The sequence below is a fragment of the Mycobacterium sp. NGS24 genome (assembly GCF_059813065.1).
Genome location: NZ_JCALDW010000019.1, coordinates 65,055 through 79,884 on the forward strand (window position 1 = coordinate 65,055; position 14,830 = coordinate 79,884).

General features: G+C 68.7%; 13 protein-coding genes and 1 pseudogene. 10 read left to right on the forward strand and 4 right to left on the reverse strand.

Going from position 1 to position 14,830, the window contains the following annotated elements; translation table 11 throughout:
• Window positions 1–31 precede the first annotated feature (31 nt).
• The 3 genes from AC5Y6Y_RS20885 to AC5Y6Y_RS20895 all read left to right on the forward strand — a co-directional run bounded on the left by AC5Y6Y_RS20885 (window position 32) and on the right by AC5Y6Y_RS20895 (window position 4,201).
• Window positions 32–2,863 (forward strand): MMPL/RND family transporter, encoded by a 2,832-nt coding sequence (locus AC5Y6Y_RS20885; protein ID WP_463825969.1) that lies wholly within the window; start codon window positions 32–34, stop codon window positions 2,861–2,863.
• A 79-nt stretch (window positions 2,864–2,942) separates the two neighbouring features.
• Window positions 2,943–3,506, forward strand: coding sequence for a sigma-70 family RNA polymerase sigma factor (locus AC5Y6Y_RS20890; RefSeq protein WP_463825604.1), 564 nt, complete (start codon window positions 2,943–2,945; stop codon window positions 3,504–3,506).
• On the forward strand, window positions 3,503–4,201 hold the full coding sequence (locus AC5Y6Y_RS20895) for an anti-sigma factor (RefSeq protein ID WP_463825603.1): 699 nt from the start codon (window positions 3,503–3,505) through the stop codon (window positions 4,199–4,201). Before AC5Y6Y_RS20890 ends, AC5Y6Y_RS20895 begins: the two co-directional genes overlap by 4 nt.
• Window positions 4,202–4,211: 10 nt before the next feature.
• Here AC5Y6Y_RS20895 and AC5Y6Y_RS20900 read toward each other — a convergent pair whose 3' ends face one another.
• Together AC5Y6Y_RS20900 and AC5Y6Y_RS20905 are read right to left on the reverse strand one after the other, a co-directional pair.
• Window positions 4,212–4,727, reverse strand: coding sequence for a mycothiol transferase (locus AC5Y6Y_RS20900; RefSeq protein ID WP_463825602.1), 516 nt, complete (start codon window positions 4,725–4,727; stop codon window positions 4,212–4,214).
• A gap of 10 nt (window positions 4,728–4,737) precedes the next feature.
• The gene (locus AC5Y6Y_RS20905; RefSeq protein ID WP_463825601.1) at window positions 4,738–5,121 is read right to left on the reverse strand and encodes a VOC family protein; all 384 of its coding nucleotides are present in this window, start codon (window positions 5,119–5,121) and stop codon (window positions 4,738–4,740) included.
• A gap of 45 nt (window positions 5,122–5,166) precedes the next feature.
• Here AC5Y6Y_RS20905 and AC5Y6Y_RS20910 point away from each other — a divergent pair, with 45 nt between their 5' ends.
• The 3 genes from AC5Y6Y_RS20910 to AC5Y6Y_RS20920 are packed head-to-tail and all read left to right on the forward strand — an operon-like array spanning window position 5,167 to window position 8,829.
• Window positions 5,167–6,891 (forward strand): N-acyl-D-amino-acid deacylase family protein, encoded by a 1,725-nt coding sequence (locus AC5Y6Y_RS20910; protein WP_473139431.1) that lies wholly within the window; start codon window positions 5,167–5,169, stop codon window positions 6,889–6,891.
• A gap of 54 nt (window positions 6,892–6,945) precedes the next feature.
• Window positions 6,946–8,412: a PPE family protein gene (locus AC5Y6Y_RS20915; protein WP_473139432.1), complete on the forward strand. Its 1,467-nt coding sequence runs from the start codon at window positions 6,946–6,948 to the stop codon at window positions 8,410–8,412.
• Between the two features lie 18 nt (window positions 8,413–8,430).
• Window positions 8,431–8,829, forward strand: a complete 399-nt coding sequence (locus tag AC5Y6Y_RS20920; protein WP_473139433.1) for a pyridoxamine 5'-phosphate oxidase family protein — start codon at window positions 8,431–8,433, stop codon at window positions 8,827–8,829.
• A gap of 152 nt (window positions 8,830–8,981) precedes the next feature.
• Here the strand turns inward: AC5Y6Y_RS20920 and AC5Y6Y_RS20925 are convergent.
• Window positions 8,982–9,171: pseudogene (locus AC5Y6Y_RS20925) on the reverse strand (SDR family NAD(P)-dependent oxidoreductase); the annotation flags it as partial.
• Window positions 9,172–9,232: 61 nt separating this feature from the next.
• Here AC5Y6Y_RS20925 and AC5Y6Y_RS20930 point away from each other — a divergent pair.
• The 3 genes from AC5Y6Y_RS20930 to AC5Y6Y_RS20940 all read left to right on the forward strand — a co-directional run bounded on the left by AC5Y6Y_RS20930 (window position 9,233) and on the right by AC5Y6Y_RS20940 (window position 11,986).
• Window positions 9,233–10,747 (forward strand): PucR family transcriptional regulator, encoded by a 1,515-nt coding sequence (locus AC5Y6Y_RS20930; RefSeq protein WP_463825597.1) that lies wholly within the window; start codon window positions 9,233–9,235, stop codon window positions 10,745–10,747.
• Window positions 10,748–10,880: 133 nt separating this feature from the next.
• Entirely contained in the window at window positions 10,881–11,492 is a 612-nt protein-coding gene (locus AC5Y6Y_RS20935) for an Rv1733c family protein (RefSeq protein ID WP_473139434.1), read from the forward strand.
• Between the two features lie 20 nt (window positions 11,493–11,512).
• Entirely contained in the window at window positions 11,513–11,986 is a 474-nt protein-coding gene (locus tag AC5Y6Y_RS20940; protein WP_473139435.1) for a GreA/GreB family elongation factor, read from the forward strand.
• Window positions 11,987–12,042: 56 nt separating this feature from the next.
• Here AC5Y6Y_RS20940 and groL read toward each other — a convergent pair whose 3' ends face one another.
• Window positions 12,043–13,668 carry a chaperonin GroEL gene (groL, locus tag AC5Y6Y_RS20945; protein WP_463825593.1) on the reverse strand — a complete coding sequence of 542 codons (1,626 nt, stop codon included), beginning with the start codon at window positions 13,666–13,668 and terminating at the stop codon, window positions 12,043–12,045.
• A gap of 216 nt (window positions 13,669–13,884) precedes the next feature.
• Here groL and AC5Y6Y_RS20950 point away from each other — a divergent pair, with 216 nt between their 5' ends.
• Complete coding sequence (locus AC5Y6Y_RS20950) at window positions 13,885–14,829, forward strand: SDR family NAD(P)-dependent oxidoreductase (RefSeq protein ID WP_463825592.1); 945 nt, start codon at window positions 13,885–13,887, stop codon at window positions 14,827–14,829.
• Window position 14,830 lies beyond the last annotated feature (1 nt).

The following is a 14,830-nucleotide window of genomic DNA, read 5'->3' on the forward strand; positions in this document are numbered from 1 at the left end:
CACCGACACCCATCGGCCGTTCATCCCGCGGATGATCCATGCCCTCGCGGTGCCGATCATCCTGTTCTGGCTGGTGGTCGTGGTGCTGCTCAGCGTCTTCCTGCCGTCGCTGGAAGTCGTCGGGCAGGAACGGTCGGTGTCGTTGAGCCCCGGTGACGCGCCGTCCTTCGTGGCGCTCAAGCACATCGGCAACGCCTTCAAGGAGGGCGACACCGACAGCTTCGGGATGATCGTCCTGGAAAGCGACAAACCGCTGGGCGCCGAGGCGCACAAGTACTACGACGAGATGGTCCGCAAGCTACGCGAGGACAAGAAACACGTCCTGAGCATCCAGGACTTCTGGGGTGACCCACTGACCGCCGCGGGCGCGCAGAGCAACGACGCCAAAGCCGTCACCGTCCAGCTCACCCTGGCCGGCAACCAGGGCGAACCCCTGGCCAACGAGTCGGTCCTGGCCGTGCGCAAGATCGTGGACGGCATCAAGGCCCCGCCCGGTCTCAAGGCCTACGTCACCGGCGCGTCGGCGCTGGCCGCCGACCTGCATGACAGTGGCGACAAGTCCATGGCCAAGATCACCATCACCACGGTCCTGGTGATCACGCTGATGCTGATGTTCATCTACCGCTCGTTTCTCACCGTCTTCCTGCTGTTGATCTCGGTCGGTATCGAACTGAGCGCGGCACGCGGCGCGGTGGCACTGCTCGGACACAACGGGTTGATCGGGCTGTCCACGTTCTCGGTCAGCCTGCTCACGTCACTGGCGATCGCGGCCGGCACCGACTACGGCATCTTCATCATCGGCCGCTACCAGGAGGCGCGTCAGGCCGGCGAGGATCGGGAGTCGGCGTTCTACACCATGTATCACGGCACCGCGCACGTGATCCTGGGCTCCGGGCTGACCATCGCCGGCGCCCTGTTCTGTCTGCACTTCGCCCGGATGCCCTACTTCCAGACGCTGGGCATCCCGTGCGCGGTCGGCATGCTGGTGGCGGTCCTGGTCGCGCTGACGCTGGGCCCGGCCATCCTGGTGGTGGGCGGCAAGTTCGGGGTGTTCGATCCCAAGCGGGTGCTGTCGGTGCGGGGCTGGCGCCGCATCGGCACGGCCGTGGTGCGCTGGCCGCTGCCCATCCTGGCGGTCACCCTGGCGATCGCGATCATCGGCCTGCTGACGCTGCCGGGCTACAAACCCAGCTACGACGACCGCGCCTACCTGCCCCCGTCCATCCCGGCCAACCAGGGCTTCACCGTCGCCGACCGGCACTTCTCCCAGGCCCGCATGAAGCCGGAGATCCTGATGATCGAATCGGATCACGACCTGCGCAACCCGGCCGACTTCCTGGTGCTCGACAAGCTGGCCAAAGGCATTTTCCGGGTGCCCGGCATCTCCCGCGTCCAGGCCATCACCCGGCCCGACGGCACCACCATGGACCACACGTCGATCCCGTTCCAGATGAGCATGCAGAACGCCGGTCAGGTGCAGACCATGAAATTCCAGCGCGACCGCATGGACGACATGCTCAAGCAGGCCGACGAGATGACCAAGACGATCGCGCTGATGCAGAACATGTACGCGCTGATGACGAAGCTGGTCGGCCTCACGCACAAGATGGTCGGCGACACCGAGGCGATGCAGCAGATCACCAACGACCTGCGCGACAAGATCGCCAACTTCGACGACTTCTTCCGGCCCATCCGCTCGTACTTCTATTGGGAGAAGCACTGTTTCGACATCCCGGTGTGTTGGACGCTGCGGTCGATCTTCGACGCGTTCGACGGGATCGATCAGCTCACCGAGCAACTGAACGTCCTGGTCGGCGACATCAAACAGCTGGACACACTGATGCCGCAGATGATCGCCACCTTCCCGCCGATGATCGACACCATGGTGAGCATGCGGACCATGATGCTGACGATGCACAGCACCATGTCGGGGATCTTCAGCCAGATGGACGAGATGAGCGAGAACGCGACGGCGATGGGCCACGCATTCGACGCCGCCAAGAACGACGACTCGTTCTACCTGCCGCCCGAGGTGTTCAAGAACGAAGACTTCAAGCGCGCCATGAAGAACTTCCTGACCCCCGACGGGCACGCGGCGCGGTTCATCATCCTGCACCGGGGTGATCCCGCGTCGCCCGAAGGCATCGCCAGCATCGACCAGATACGCACCGCGGCCGAGGAATCCCTGAAGGGGACGCCCCTGGAAGACGCCAAGATCTACCTGGCCGGCACCGGGGCGGTGTTCAAGGACATCTCCGACGGCGCCAAATGGGATCTGCTGATCGCCGGCATCTCCTCGTTGTGCCTGATCTTCATCATCATGCTGATCATCACCCGCGCCTTCGTGGCCGCCGCGGTGATCGTCGGGACGGTGGCGTTGTCGCTGGGCGCCTCCTTCGGCCTGGCCGTGCTGGTCTGGCAGCACATCTTCGGCATCCCGCTGCACTGGCTGGTGCTGGCGATGTCGGTCATCGTGCTGCTGGCCGTGGGATCGGACTACAACCTGCTGCTGGTCTCCCGGTTCAAACAGGAGATCCACGCCGGTCTGAACACCGGAATCATCCGGTCGATGGGCGGCACCGGCAAGGTGGTGACCAACGCGGGTCTGGTGTTCGCGTTCACCATGGCCTCGATGATCATCGGCGATGCCCGCATGATCGGCCAGGTGGGCACCACCATCGGGCTGGGTCTGCTGTTCGACACGCTGATCGTGCGCGCCTTCATGACGCCGTCGATTGCCGCGCTGCTGGGCCGCTGGTTCTGGTGGCCGATCCGGGTGCGGACGCGCCCGGCCCGCAGCCCCGCCCTGGCGCGCATCGAGCGGCCGACCGAGCGGATACCGGCGCTCAGCGGCGACCGTTAGTCCCGTCGGTCCGGCCATCCGGGCAGCCCCGGGCTCCGAATAGCAGGTGTGCAACCAAGGGGCGTTAGGCTACCGATCGATGACCGGCCCGCCCCCCTCCAGCAACGACCTGGACGCCTTGCTGCGCCGGGTGGCCGCAGGCGACGACGCCGCGTTCGCGGCGTTCTACGACCAGACGAAAACCCGGGTGTACGGGCTGGTGACCAGGGTGCTGCGTGACTCCGGCTACAGCGAAGAGACCACTCAGGAGATCTACCTCGAGGTGTGGCGCACGGCGTCGGACTTCGACACCGCCAAGGGCTCGGCGCTGGCCTGGTTGATGACCATGACGCACCGGCGCGCGGTGGATCGGGTGCGCAGCGAACAGGCCGGGACTGAACGCGAATCACGCTACGGCACAGCGAATTTCGAGTCGGCAACCGACGTCGTCGCCGATTCGGCGATAGCCGGCGACGAACGCCGCCGGGTGGTCGGGTGTCTGGAGGGGTTGACCGAAGCGCAACGACAGTGCATCGAGCTGGCCTACTACGGCGGACTGACCTACGCCGAGGTGTCGCAGCGGTTGGCGGCGAACCTGTCCACGATCAAGTCACGCATGCGCGACGCGCTGCGCGGGTTGCGCAACTGTCTGGACGTGTCATGACCGCCCCCCACGGCTTCGACCTGCTGGAGCTGGCGGCCCCCTATGCCCTGCACGCGTTGTCCGACGCCGAGCGGGTCGAGGTCGACGCCCGGGTCGACGCCGCGCCGGCGCCGGTCGCCGCGGCCTTCGCCGACGAGGTCCGCGCCATCCGCGAGACCATGGCGGTGCTGTCGTCGGCCAGTGCGGCCGAACCGCCCGATCAGTTGCGCGCCGCCGTGCTGGCCCGGGCCACCCCCGCTGCGACACCGCTGCGCCGGATGCCGCAGCGGCGCACCGCCCTCATCGCGGCGGCGGCGACCATCGCGATCGGCCTGGGGGCGTTCGGCCTCGGTGTACTGATGCGGCCGTCGCCGACGATGGCCGAGCAGGTTCTGGCCGCACCCGACGTGCGGACCGTGTCCCGGCCGCTGGGGCCGGGAACGGCGACGGTGATGTTCTCCCGCGACCGCAACGCGGGCGTGTTGGTGATGAACAACGTGCCGCCGCCGCCACCGGGCAGCGTGTATCAGATGTGGCTGATCGGCACGAGCGGCCCGACGTCGGCGGGCACCATGGGCGTTGCGGCGGTGGCGCCGTCCACGAAGGCGACGCTGGACAATCTGGGCGGCTCGACCGTGCTGGCGTTCACCGTCGAACCCGGCACCGGGTCGCTGCAGCCCACCAGCCCGGTGCTCGCCGAATTGCCGCTGGGCTGACGCGCCGGCCCTACTTCACGATGCCCCGCAGGTAGGCGGCCTGGCCCAGGTGTTGCGCGCAATCGTCGATGATGCTGACCAGCCGCCCGCTCGCGGTGACCGGCGGATCCCAGTTGGTGTCCACCACGCGGGCCAGCTCGGCGGCCGTCACCGTCGCGACGTACTCCAGGGTGAATTCGTGCACCGCCCGGTAGTAGCCGGCCAACAGGTCGGCGGGCGCGTGCACCTTGGCGACGTCGTCGGGACCGTGCCCGTACCCGATGTCGCGCCGCGGTAGGTCCAGCCCGAACCGGTCCACCCAACCGTCGCGGGTCCACACCTCCTCGACCCCCGCGATGTCGGCGAGCTGCAGATCCTGCACGCGGGCGCTGTGCCAGACCAGCCAGGCGATGCTGTTGGCTTCGGGAGTCGGCCGGTAGTCGGCGACCTCAGCGGTGAGCCCGTCGGTGATTTCGTCGGTGTGCTCGATCAATCGGGTGAATGCATCGCGCAGCAGTTCCTGCACGGCGGCGTCGGGATTTGTCACCAGGCCGACCCTACGGGCCGCCGTGCCAGACCGCCTCCACGTTGTTGCCGTCCGGATCGCGCACGAAGGCACCGTAGTAACCGGCGTGATACTCCGGCCACCGCCGCGGGGCGTGCAACGGCTCCGCACCCAGGCTCACCGCAGTCTCGTAGAAGGCGCGCACCGCAGCCTCGTCCTGCGCCTGGAACGCAATGTGGACCTCGCGATTCGGGCCCGAACCGGCGCCGTTGCCGACGCCGTCGGCGATCCAGAAGTCCGGCTTACCGTTGCGGCCGTACCCGATGGCCACACCGAAATCCAGCTGCCGGGAGTAACCCAGCACACCGAGCACGGTGTCGTAGAAGTTCTTCGAATCGGCATAGTTGGCACAGTTGATGCCCAGGTGATCGATCACGATGCGATCCTGGCACGACCCTGCGCCCGGTCGTAGATTATTCAGATGACCTACGACCTGCTGATCCGCAACGGCACCATCGTGGACGGACTCGGAGGTGAGCCGTACGTCGGTGATGTCGCGGTGCGGGACGGTGTGATCGCCGCGGTCGGGTCGGTGACCGGGGGAGCCGAGCGGGAGATCGACGCGACCGGACTGCTCGTCACGCCGGGCTTCGTCGACCTGCACACCCATTACGACGGACAGGCCATCTGGTCGGACCGGCTGACGCCGTCCTCGGCGCACGGGGTGACCACCGTCGTGGTCGGTAACTGCGGAGTCGGCTTCGCGCCGTGCCGACAAGAGGACCACGAGGTGCTCGTCGACGTGATGGCCGGCGTGGAGGACATCCCCGGTGTCGTGATGACCGACGGTCTGCCGTGGACCTGGGAATCCTTCCCGGAATATCTGGACGAACTGGACGCCCGCCGCCGTGATATCGACGTCGCCGCATACCTGCCGCACTCCCCGCTGCGGGTCTTCGTGATGGGCCGACGCGGCGCCGACCGCGAGCCCGCCACCGCCGACGACCTGGCCAAGATGCGGGCGCTGGCCAAGGAGGCCACCGAAGCCGGGGCGCTGGGCTTCGCCTCCTCGCGGCTGATGATCCACAAAACCGAGAGCGGCGCTCCGATCCCCAGCTACGACGCCGCCCGGGAGGAGATCGAGCAGATCGCCCGGGGCGTGGTCGACGGCGGCGGCGGCCTGCTGCAGTTCGTGCCCGACGTGCCGGCCGGCGGCTACCAACAGGTGTTGCAGACGGTGTTCGACGTCGCCGAGGACGTGGGATTGCCGCTCACCTTCACCCTGATCGTCGGCAACTCCGGGGACCCCACCTGGCCGGAGGCCATCACCATGATCGATAAGGCCAACGCGGCCGGTGGTGACGTCAGCGCGCAGCTACTGCCCCGTCCGATCGGGCTGATCATCGGGCTGCAGCTGAGCGCCAACCCGTTCGTGCTCTACCCCAGCTACCGCGAGATCGCCGACCTGCCGCTGGCCGAACGCGTCGCCGAGATGCGCAAGCCGGAGGTACGCGCCCGCATCCTGGCCGACAAGCCCGGCACCGGGCACCCGATCCTCTACGTCGCCCAGCTGTGGGACTGGATCTTCCCGCTCGACGACAACCCCGACTACGAGCCGGACCCGTCGACCAGCATCGGCGCGCGCGCCCGGGCCCGCGGGGTGGACCCGATGGCGGAAGCCTACGACCGGCTGCTCGACGACGACGGCCGGGCGATGCTGCTGGTCGCCACCAGCAACCTGGAGAACAACTCGCTGGACACCGTGGGCGAACTGCTGCACCGCGACGACGTGATACTCGGACTCGGCGACGGCGGCGCGCACTACGGCATGATCTGCGACGCCAGCTACTCGACGTACTTCCTCACGCACTGGGCCCGGGACCGGGCGACCGGTCGCTTCACCGTCGCCGAAGCGGTCCGCGAACTCACCTCGGTGCCGGCGCGGATCGCCGGACTGGCCGACCGCGGCCGCATCGCCGTCGGCTTCAAGGCCGACCTCAACGTCATCGACCACGCGGGGCTGCGGCTGCACAAACCCGTCATCGCCTACGACCTGCCGGCCGGTGGGCGTCGGCTGGACCAGACCGCCGACGGCTACGTCGCGACGGTGGTATCCGGCCAGGTGATCGCCGAGCACGGTCAGCCCACCGCGGCCCGGCCGGGGCGGTTGGTGCGCGGCCGGCAGGCCGCACCCGCGGCGGTCTGAGCGGGTTACCCGATAAGCCCACGGTGGCCAGTCCCAGCCGGGTAGGTTTGGGTGGTGACAAGCCCGCATTTCGCGTGGTTGCCGCCTGAGATCAATTCGGCACTAATGTTCGCCGGTCCCGGCGCGGGACCGTTACTTGCTGCTGCCGCAGCATGGGGCGGATTGGCCGAGGAGCTGGCGTCGTCGGTGGCGTCGTTCACCGCTGTCACCCAAGAATTGACCACCTCGTCCTGGCTGGGACCGTCCGCCGCGGCGATGATGGAGGTCGCCACCCAGTACATGGCCTGGCTGAGCGCGGCGGCGGTGCAGGCCGACCTGGCCGCGGCGCAGGCCGCGGCGACCGCGGCGGCGTTCGAGGCCGCGGTGGCCGCCACCGTGCAGCCGGCCGTGGTGGCCGCCAACCGCGGCCTGGTGCAGATGCTGGCGTCCACGAACTTCTTCGGGATGAACTGGCCCGCCATCATGGACACCGAATCCGCCTACGAAGCGATGTGGGCCGCGGACGTGGCTGCGATGGTGAACTACCACTTCGACGCATCGAAGGCAGCCGCCCAACTGGCCCCCTGGCAGCAGGTGCTGCGGAACCTGGGCATCGACGTCGGCAACAACGGCATCAACTTCGGCTTCCGCAACACCGGCAGCGGCAACATCGGCAACAACAACGTCGGCAACTACAACCTGGGCAGCGGTAACAGCGGCATCGGCAACGTCGGCGCCGGCAACACCGGCAGCTACAACCTGGGCTTCGGCAACACCGGCACCAGCAACATGGGCATCGCCAACTTTGGCAGTGGCAACCTCGGCTTCGCCAACACCGGCAGCGACTCCTTCGGTTTCGGACTGACCGGCGACCACCAGTTCGGCTTCGGCGGGCTCAACTCCGGCAGCGGCAACACCGGCTTCGGCAACTCCGGCAGCGGCAACAGCGGCTTCTTCAATTCCGGTACCGACAACATGGGCTTCGGCAACTCGGGTTCCCTCAACGCCGGGATCGGCAACTCCGGCGACGCCGGACTCGGCGGCCCGCTGAGCCACTGGAACTCGGGCATGTACAGCAGCGCGGCCGGCCTGGACTCCGCGGTGGCCGGCAATGCGCACTACGCGACGGGCGGTCTGGGAACCGCGGCGCTCGGTTCGGGCCTGCTCGGCTCGGCGTTGGCCACCACCGGGGGGCTGCACCCCGGTCTGGCCGGCGCGCTGAACTCCGGCATCAGCGGACCCGTCGTCGCGTCGGCGCCCGCGCCGGCCGCCGCCGGCGAACCGGGCGGCCCCAGTCCCGTCTCGGCCAACCCCACCAGCAGCCCCGCCGCCAACTCAGGCCTGCGCACCAGCGGCGGCAGCCCGACCGGCTTCTACCCGTCCGGCGATCCCGGCGCGCGCCCCACGCTGGCACGCGAGTCGGTGCTGAGCAGCCTGAGCCTGCCCAGCGACCCGATCCCCAAGTCCGGGTTCCATCCGCCGTCTGAGCGCGACACCGCGGATCAGAGCCGGGTGATCAAGTTCCCGGTGCGGTCGCAGTAGCGCGCCTATCCTCGGTGCATGGCTGCAAAGACCGCGAAAAAGGTTGACTTCCAGCGGCTGGCCGCCGCCCTGCCGGACTTCCCGTTCGCCTATCTGATCACCGTCGACGACAACTATCGGGTGCACACCGTGACGATCGAGCCGGTGCTGCGCGATCAGACCGTCGAGGTGGGCCTGATCGGCGGCGGCACCCGGGCCAACCTGGCCCGCCGCGTCGAGGTCACCCTGCTCTGGCCGCCGCCGGTACCGGGCGGCTACTCGCTGATCGTCGACGGGCGCGCCGAGATCGCCGACGCCGGCACCGACGCCGCGCGCTGCACGGTGGTGCCCACCCGCGCCCTGCTGCACCGCAATGCCGAGTCCGCGACCGCGGGCTGTCTGCACGACTGCGTCGTGTTCAGCGTGCCGGACGCATGAGCCGCATCGAACCTCTCGCACCGCCGTGGAGCGACGCCGGCGCCGCCGATATCACCAGCTGGGGCCACCCGACCGCACCCTGATCGAGGCCGTCGACGAACTGGAACGCACCGGATCGTGGTCGGCGCAGACATGGGCGGCACTGGGCATGGAACAGGCTCACCTCCACCCGGACCCGTCGGAGAGTTCGTCCGCCAGCTCGCGCAACCGGTCTTCGCGGCGAACGACCAGCGTGACGCCGTGACCGCGGCCGGCCAGTTCGCGCGCGATGTCGGCGCCGATGCCCGACGAGGCCCCGGTCACGACGGCGGTGCTGGCGGGGGATGGAGTCGGGAGAGCCACGCCACCGAGACTACCGTCACCGCACCCTGAATTACGCTGTGGGCAACTGGAGGAGCGGCGCGTGATCACGCTGGATCGCCTGGTCAACGTACTGGGTAGTTACGGGGTGCGACTGCGGTGGTCGTCGATTCCGCGATCGACCGAGCTGCGCAACGTCGTGATGCACGAGACCACGCCGCGCGGCCCGGTGACGGGCGACGTGCTGCTCGCCATCGGTGCCACCTCGCTCGAGGAGGCGATGCGGTGGGCCGACGCGGCGCATGCGGTCGTGACGTTGCTGCGCGCCGAGGTCGAGCCGTCCTTCGACGGTGAACCCGGCGCGGTGCTGCTGGTCGACGAGGCGCTGTCGTGGAGCGAGCTGGCCGCGGTGGTCTACGGGCTGGTGTTGGAGGGCCGCGAGACCGAATCCGGGCGAGGACCGACCGATTTGTTCGCCCTCACCGACAGTCTGGCCGACGCGATCGGTGGCGGCGTCGTCATCCACGACCGGTTGATGCAGGTGCTGGCATATTCCCGACAGCAGCAGCACGCGGATTCCGCACGGGTGCAGACCATCCTGGCCCGCCAGACACCGGAGCGGTTGCGGGCGTTCTTCGACGAAGACGGCGTGTTCACGCATCTGGCGGCTTCCGATGAACCGCTGTTCATTCCCGAGGACGCCGAGCACGGCGTGACGGGACGGACGGTGGTCGCCGTGCGCTCCGGGCGCGAACTGATGGGATCGGTCTGGGTGGCGTGTGCCCGCCCGCTGGACGGTGCGGCCCGCGTCGCGCTGGTCGACAGCGCCCACACGGTGGCCGTCCACCTGTTGCGGTCACGCGCAAGTGCCGACCTCGAGCGCCAGGTGGAATCCGAGCTGGTGATCCGGTTGCTGGAAAGCACAGCCGACGCCGCGACGGTGCTCAGCAGACTGGGACTACCGCGCACTCCCCTGCGGGTGATCGCGTTGCAACCGTCCGTCGCTGCCGATCGGGACGCGGTACTGCTGCTGGCGTTCGAGCGTGCCACCGCCGGGTTCGGTTGGTCCCGGCCGGGCCGCAGCGCCCTGGTCGGCAGCACCGTCTACACCCTGCTACCCGGCGAGGCAGCGGAAACGGCCCGGCAATGGGTTGCCGGGCTGAGGGCTGCACTGCCCGAGGGGGTCACCGTGGTGGCCGGCATCAGCGGCGCAACCGAGCCGACCGACCTGGCCGGCGCCCGGCAGGAGGCCGACGAGTGCCTGGCGTTACACGAGGCGTCGCCGTCGGCCGCCGTCCCGGTGTACGACGAATGCTGGGACGAGATTCTGCTGCAGCGGTTGCGCACGGCGTCGCGGTCCGGCCGGCTGCCGGACCGGGGTCCCGTCGCCGATCTGCGTCGCCACGACGACGCGCACGGCACCACGTACGTGGCGACGCTGCGGGCATGGCTCGCGGCCCAGGGGGACCCGGCCGCCGCCGGTGCGCGGTTGGGAGTGCATGAGAACACCGTGCGAAACCGGATGCGCAAGATGGTCGAGGTCACCGACCTCGCCCTGGACGACGCCGAGAAGCGGCTCGCGATGATGATTCAGCTGGCGGCCACCGATTTCGACTGAGCCGCTGTGCGGTGTCGAGACGCTACAACGTGAGTCGGCGCGATTGTGCGGCTGGGCCAACAGGTGCCGGGGCCGTCCGGGTCATCCTGGAATTGCCGCCGAAGTTTGGCGGCCCATCGATAGGAGACCGCCGATGACCCGCCGGCACGCCGATCCGCAGCAGCGGTCGGGCGACGGCGCCGCCTTCACCGTGCGCGCGCCGCTCTGGTTGCGGGTGCTGTTCAGCCGCAACCCGCTGATCCGCGTCAGCGATCGACTCGAAGCGTTCGCTCTCGTGTTGACCTTCGCGGTGTCGCTGCTGGCAGCTCCCGCCGCCGGCGCCATCGGTACCGCGGTCTACGGCTCCCGCACCCAGTTCCATGCCGCGCAGGCGCAGGGTCGAACCGAGGTCACCGCGACCGTGCTCGATGCGCCCGCCCGCAGCGATCTCACCCAGGTGCACGCTAGGTGGTTCGCCGCCGGGGTGGAACACACCGGCAAGGTCCACGCGCGCACGGCACCGAAACCGGGCGAGACCGTCGAGATCTCGGTGAATCGGGACGGCTCCTACGCCGGCGCACCGCAGATGTCCGCCGCGCGCGAAGCGGTGTTCGCGGCGCTGGCGGTCTGGCTGAACGTGACGGTTGCGGCCGGACTGATCTTCATCGGAGTCCGCAAGCTGCTGCGCCGGTCCCGCTACGACAGCTGGCGACCGGAGCTGGCCGATGTGACCGGCGAGGGCCGCGGCCACATCAGTCGACCCTGACAACACCGAAAGGACACCGAATGACTCTTGCCGATGCTCAACGCGTATGGATCTCCAAGCGCGGCTATGACCGGTTACAGCGGGAACTCGCCGCGCTTCGCGAGTCAGGTCGCGCCGCAGCTCGCGACGGCGACGCCGAGGCGCAGGCCGACGAACTGCAACGGCAGCTGCGCATCCAGCAGATCCACGATCTGCTGACCGACGTCACGGTGGGGCAGGATCCCCCGGACGACGGGATCGCCGAACCCGGCATGGTGCTGACCGTCCGCTTCGACGACACCGGTGCGGTCGAGACGTTCCTGCTGGGCGTGCGCAGTGCCGAACACGGTGACATCGAGGTCTACTCCAACCAGGCCCCGTTGGGCGCCGCGCTGGAAGGCGCGCGACCTGGTGAGCGCCGGGCGTATCGCCTGCCCAACGGCGCCGCGGTGACGGTCACGCTGCTCAACGCGGTGCCCTACGGCATCCACACCGCCGGCACCGCGTCCCGCTGAGACCAAAAAAGGCCCGGTCCCTGTTGCCAGGGACCGGGCTCTTTTCGTACCCGGACTTAGAAGTCCATACCGCCCATGCCGCCGGTCGGGTCGCCCGCCGGAGCGGCCGCCTTCTCCGGCTTGTCGGCGACGACCGCCTCGGTGGTCAGGAACAGGCCCGCGATGGACGCCGCGTTCTGCAGCGCCGAACGGGTCACCTTGACCGGGTCGGCAACGCCGGCCTTGAGCAGGTCCTCGTACTCACCGGTGGCGGCGTTCAGGCCGGTCCCGGCGGGCGAGTTGCGCACCTTCTCGGCCACCACGCCGGGCTCCAGCCCGGAGTTGAAGGCGATCTGCTTGAGCGGCGCCTCGAGCGCGACGCGCACGATGTTGGCACCGGTCGCCTCGTCACCCTTGAGGTCCAGCTCGGCCAGCGCGGGCGCCGACTGCAGCAGGGCCACGCCACCACCGGCGACAATGCCCTCCTCGACGGCCGCCTTGGCGTTGCGGACGGCGTCCTCGATGCGGTGCTTGCGCTCCTTGAGCTCCACCTCGGTGGCAGCCCCGGCCTTGATCACCGCAACACCGCCGGCCAGCTTGGCCAGGCGCTCCTGCAGCTTCTCGCGGTCGTAGTCGGAGTCGCTGTTCTCGATCTCGGCGCGGATCTGGGCCACCCGGCCGGCGATGGCGTCGGAGTCACCGGCGCCCTCGACGATGGTGGTCTCGTCCTTGGTGATGACGACCTTGCGGGCCTTGCCGAGCAGCGCGATGTCGGCGTTCTCCAACGAGAGCCCGACCTCTTCGCTGATGACCTGACCACCGGTGAGGATGGCCATGTCCTGCAGCATCGCCTTGCGGCGGTCACCGAAGCCCGGAGCCTTGACGGCGACGGACTTGAAGGTGCCGCGGATCTTGTTGACGACCAGGGTGCTCAGCGCCTCGCCCTCGACGTCCTCGGCGATGATCAGCAGCGGCTTGCCACCCTGAATGACCTTCTCCAGCAGGGGCAGCAGGTCCTTGACGGTCGAGACCTTGGAGCTGACCAGCAGGATGTAGGGGTCCTCCAGGACGGCTTCCTGACGCTCGGCGTCGGTGACGAAGTAGCCCGAGATGTAACCCTTGTCGAACCGCATGCCCTCGGTGAGCTCGAGCTGCAGGCCGAAGGTGTTGGACTCCTCGACGGTGATGACGCCCTCGTTGCCGACCTTGTCCATCGCCTCGGCGATCAGGTCGCCGATCGACTGGTCACCGGCGGAGATGCCAGCGGTGGCCGCGATCTGCTCCTTGGTCTCGACGTCCTTGGCCGAGTCGAGCAGGGTCTGGGTCACCTTCTCCACAGCCTTTTCGATGCCGCGCTTGAGACCCAGCGGGTTGGCGCCGGCGGCCACGTTGCGCAGGCCCTCCTTGACCAGGGCCTGGGCCAGCACGGTGGCTGTGGTGGTGCCGTCACCGGCGACATCGTCGGTCTTCTTGGCGACTTCCTTGACCAGCTCGGCGCCGATCTTCTCGTACGGGTCCTCCAGCTCGATCTCCTTGGCGATGGAAACCCCATCGTTGGTGATCGTGGGAGCGCCCCACTTCTTCTCCAGGACGACGTTGCGACCCTTGGGGCCCAACGTCACCTTTACCGCGTCGGCGAGGCTGTTCAGGCCCCGCTCGAGGCCGCGACGGGCCTCTTCGTCGTACGCAATTGTCTTGGCCATTGCGAAGTTATTCCTCCGGATTGGGGATGAAACGGGCGCTATCGGGTGACGGCAGTCCCGTTACTTACGCTGGCCGGGCGCAGTGCCCGCGACGGACGACCGAATGGCCTCACCGTCCCGACCTAGCACTCGCCGGTCGCGAGTGCCAACGTCATTTTTAGCACTCGCCTATGCCGAGTGCAAGAAGGCCCCGGCCCAGTTGGGTATGTTCGGGCCATGGCCTCCAACGGCGACGGTGACCGCACCTGGGCAGCCGGCGACATCCCGGATCAGAGCGGGCGCACCATCGTCATCACCGGCGCCAATACCGGGCTGGGCTACCACACCGCCGAAGCTCTGGCCTTCCGCGGCGCGCACGTGGTGCTGGCGGTGCGCAACCTGGCGAAGGGCAACGCGGCACTGGCCCGCATCGCCGCCGCGGCGGGCCGCGAAGACCGCCCGGCCGACGTCACGCTGACCGAGCTGGACCTCAGTTCGCTGGATTCAGTCCGCCGCTGTGCGGACCGGCTGCGCGACAGCTACCCCCGCATCGACCTGCTGATCAACAACGCCGGGGTGATGTGGACGCCCAGGCAACTCACCGCGGACGGCTTCGAGCTGCAGTTCGGCACCAACCATCTGGGGCATTTCGCATTCACCGGCCTGCTGCTGGAGCACCTGCTGCCGGTGCGAGGTTCCCGGGTGGTGACCGTCAGCAGCCTCGGTCACCGGCTGCGCGCAGCCATCCACTTCGACGATCTGCAGTGGGAACGCGGCTACAGCCGCGTCGGCGCCTACGGACAGTCCAAGCTGGCCAACCTGTTGTTCACCTACGCATTGCAGCGCCGGCTGGCAGCGGCGGCCGCACCCACCATCGCCGTCGCCGCGCACCCGGGTGGCTCCAGCACCGAGCTGGCCCGCAACGTGCCGTGGTACCTGCAGCCACTGCTGGTGCTCGGACCGGTGTTGTTCCAGAGCGCCGAGGCCGGGGCCCTGCCGACGCTGCGCGCGGCGACCGACCCCGCGGTGCAGGGCGGCCAGTACTACGGGCCGGACGGCTTCGCCGAGCAGCGCGGCAATCCCACCGTGGTCCAGTCCAGCGCCCAGTCGCACGACGTCGAGCTGCAGCGCCGGCTCTGGGACATCTCCGAACAGCTCACCGGGGTTCGGTTCCCCGTCTGAC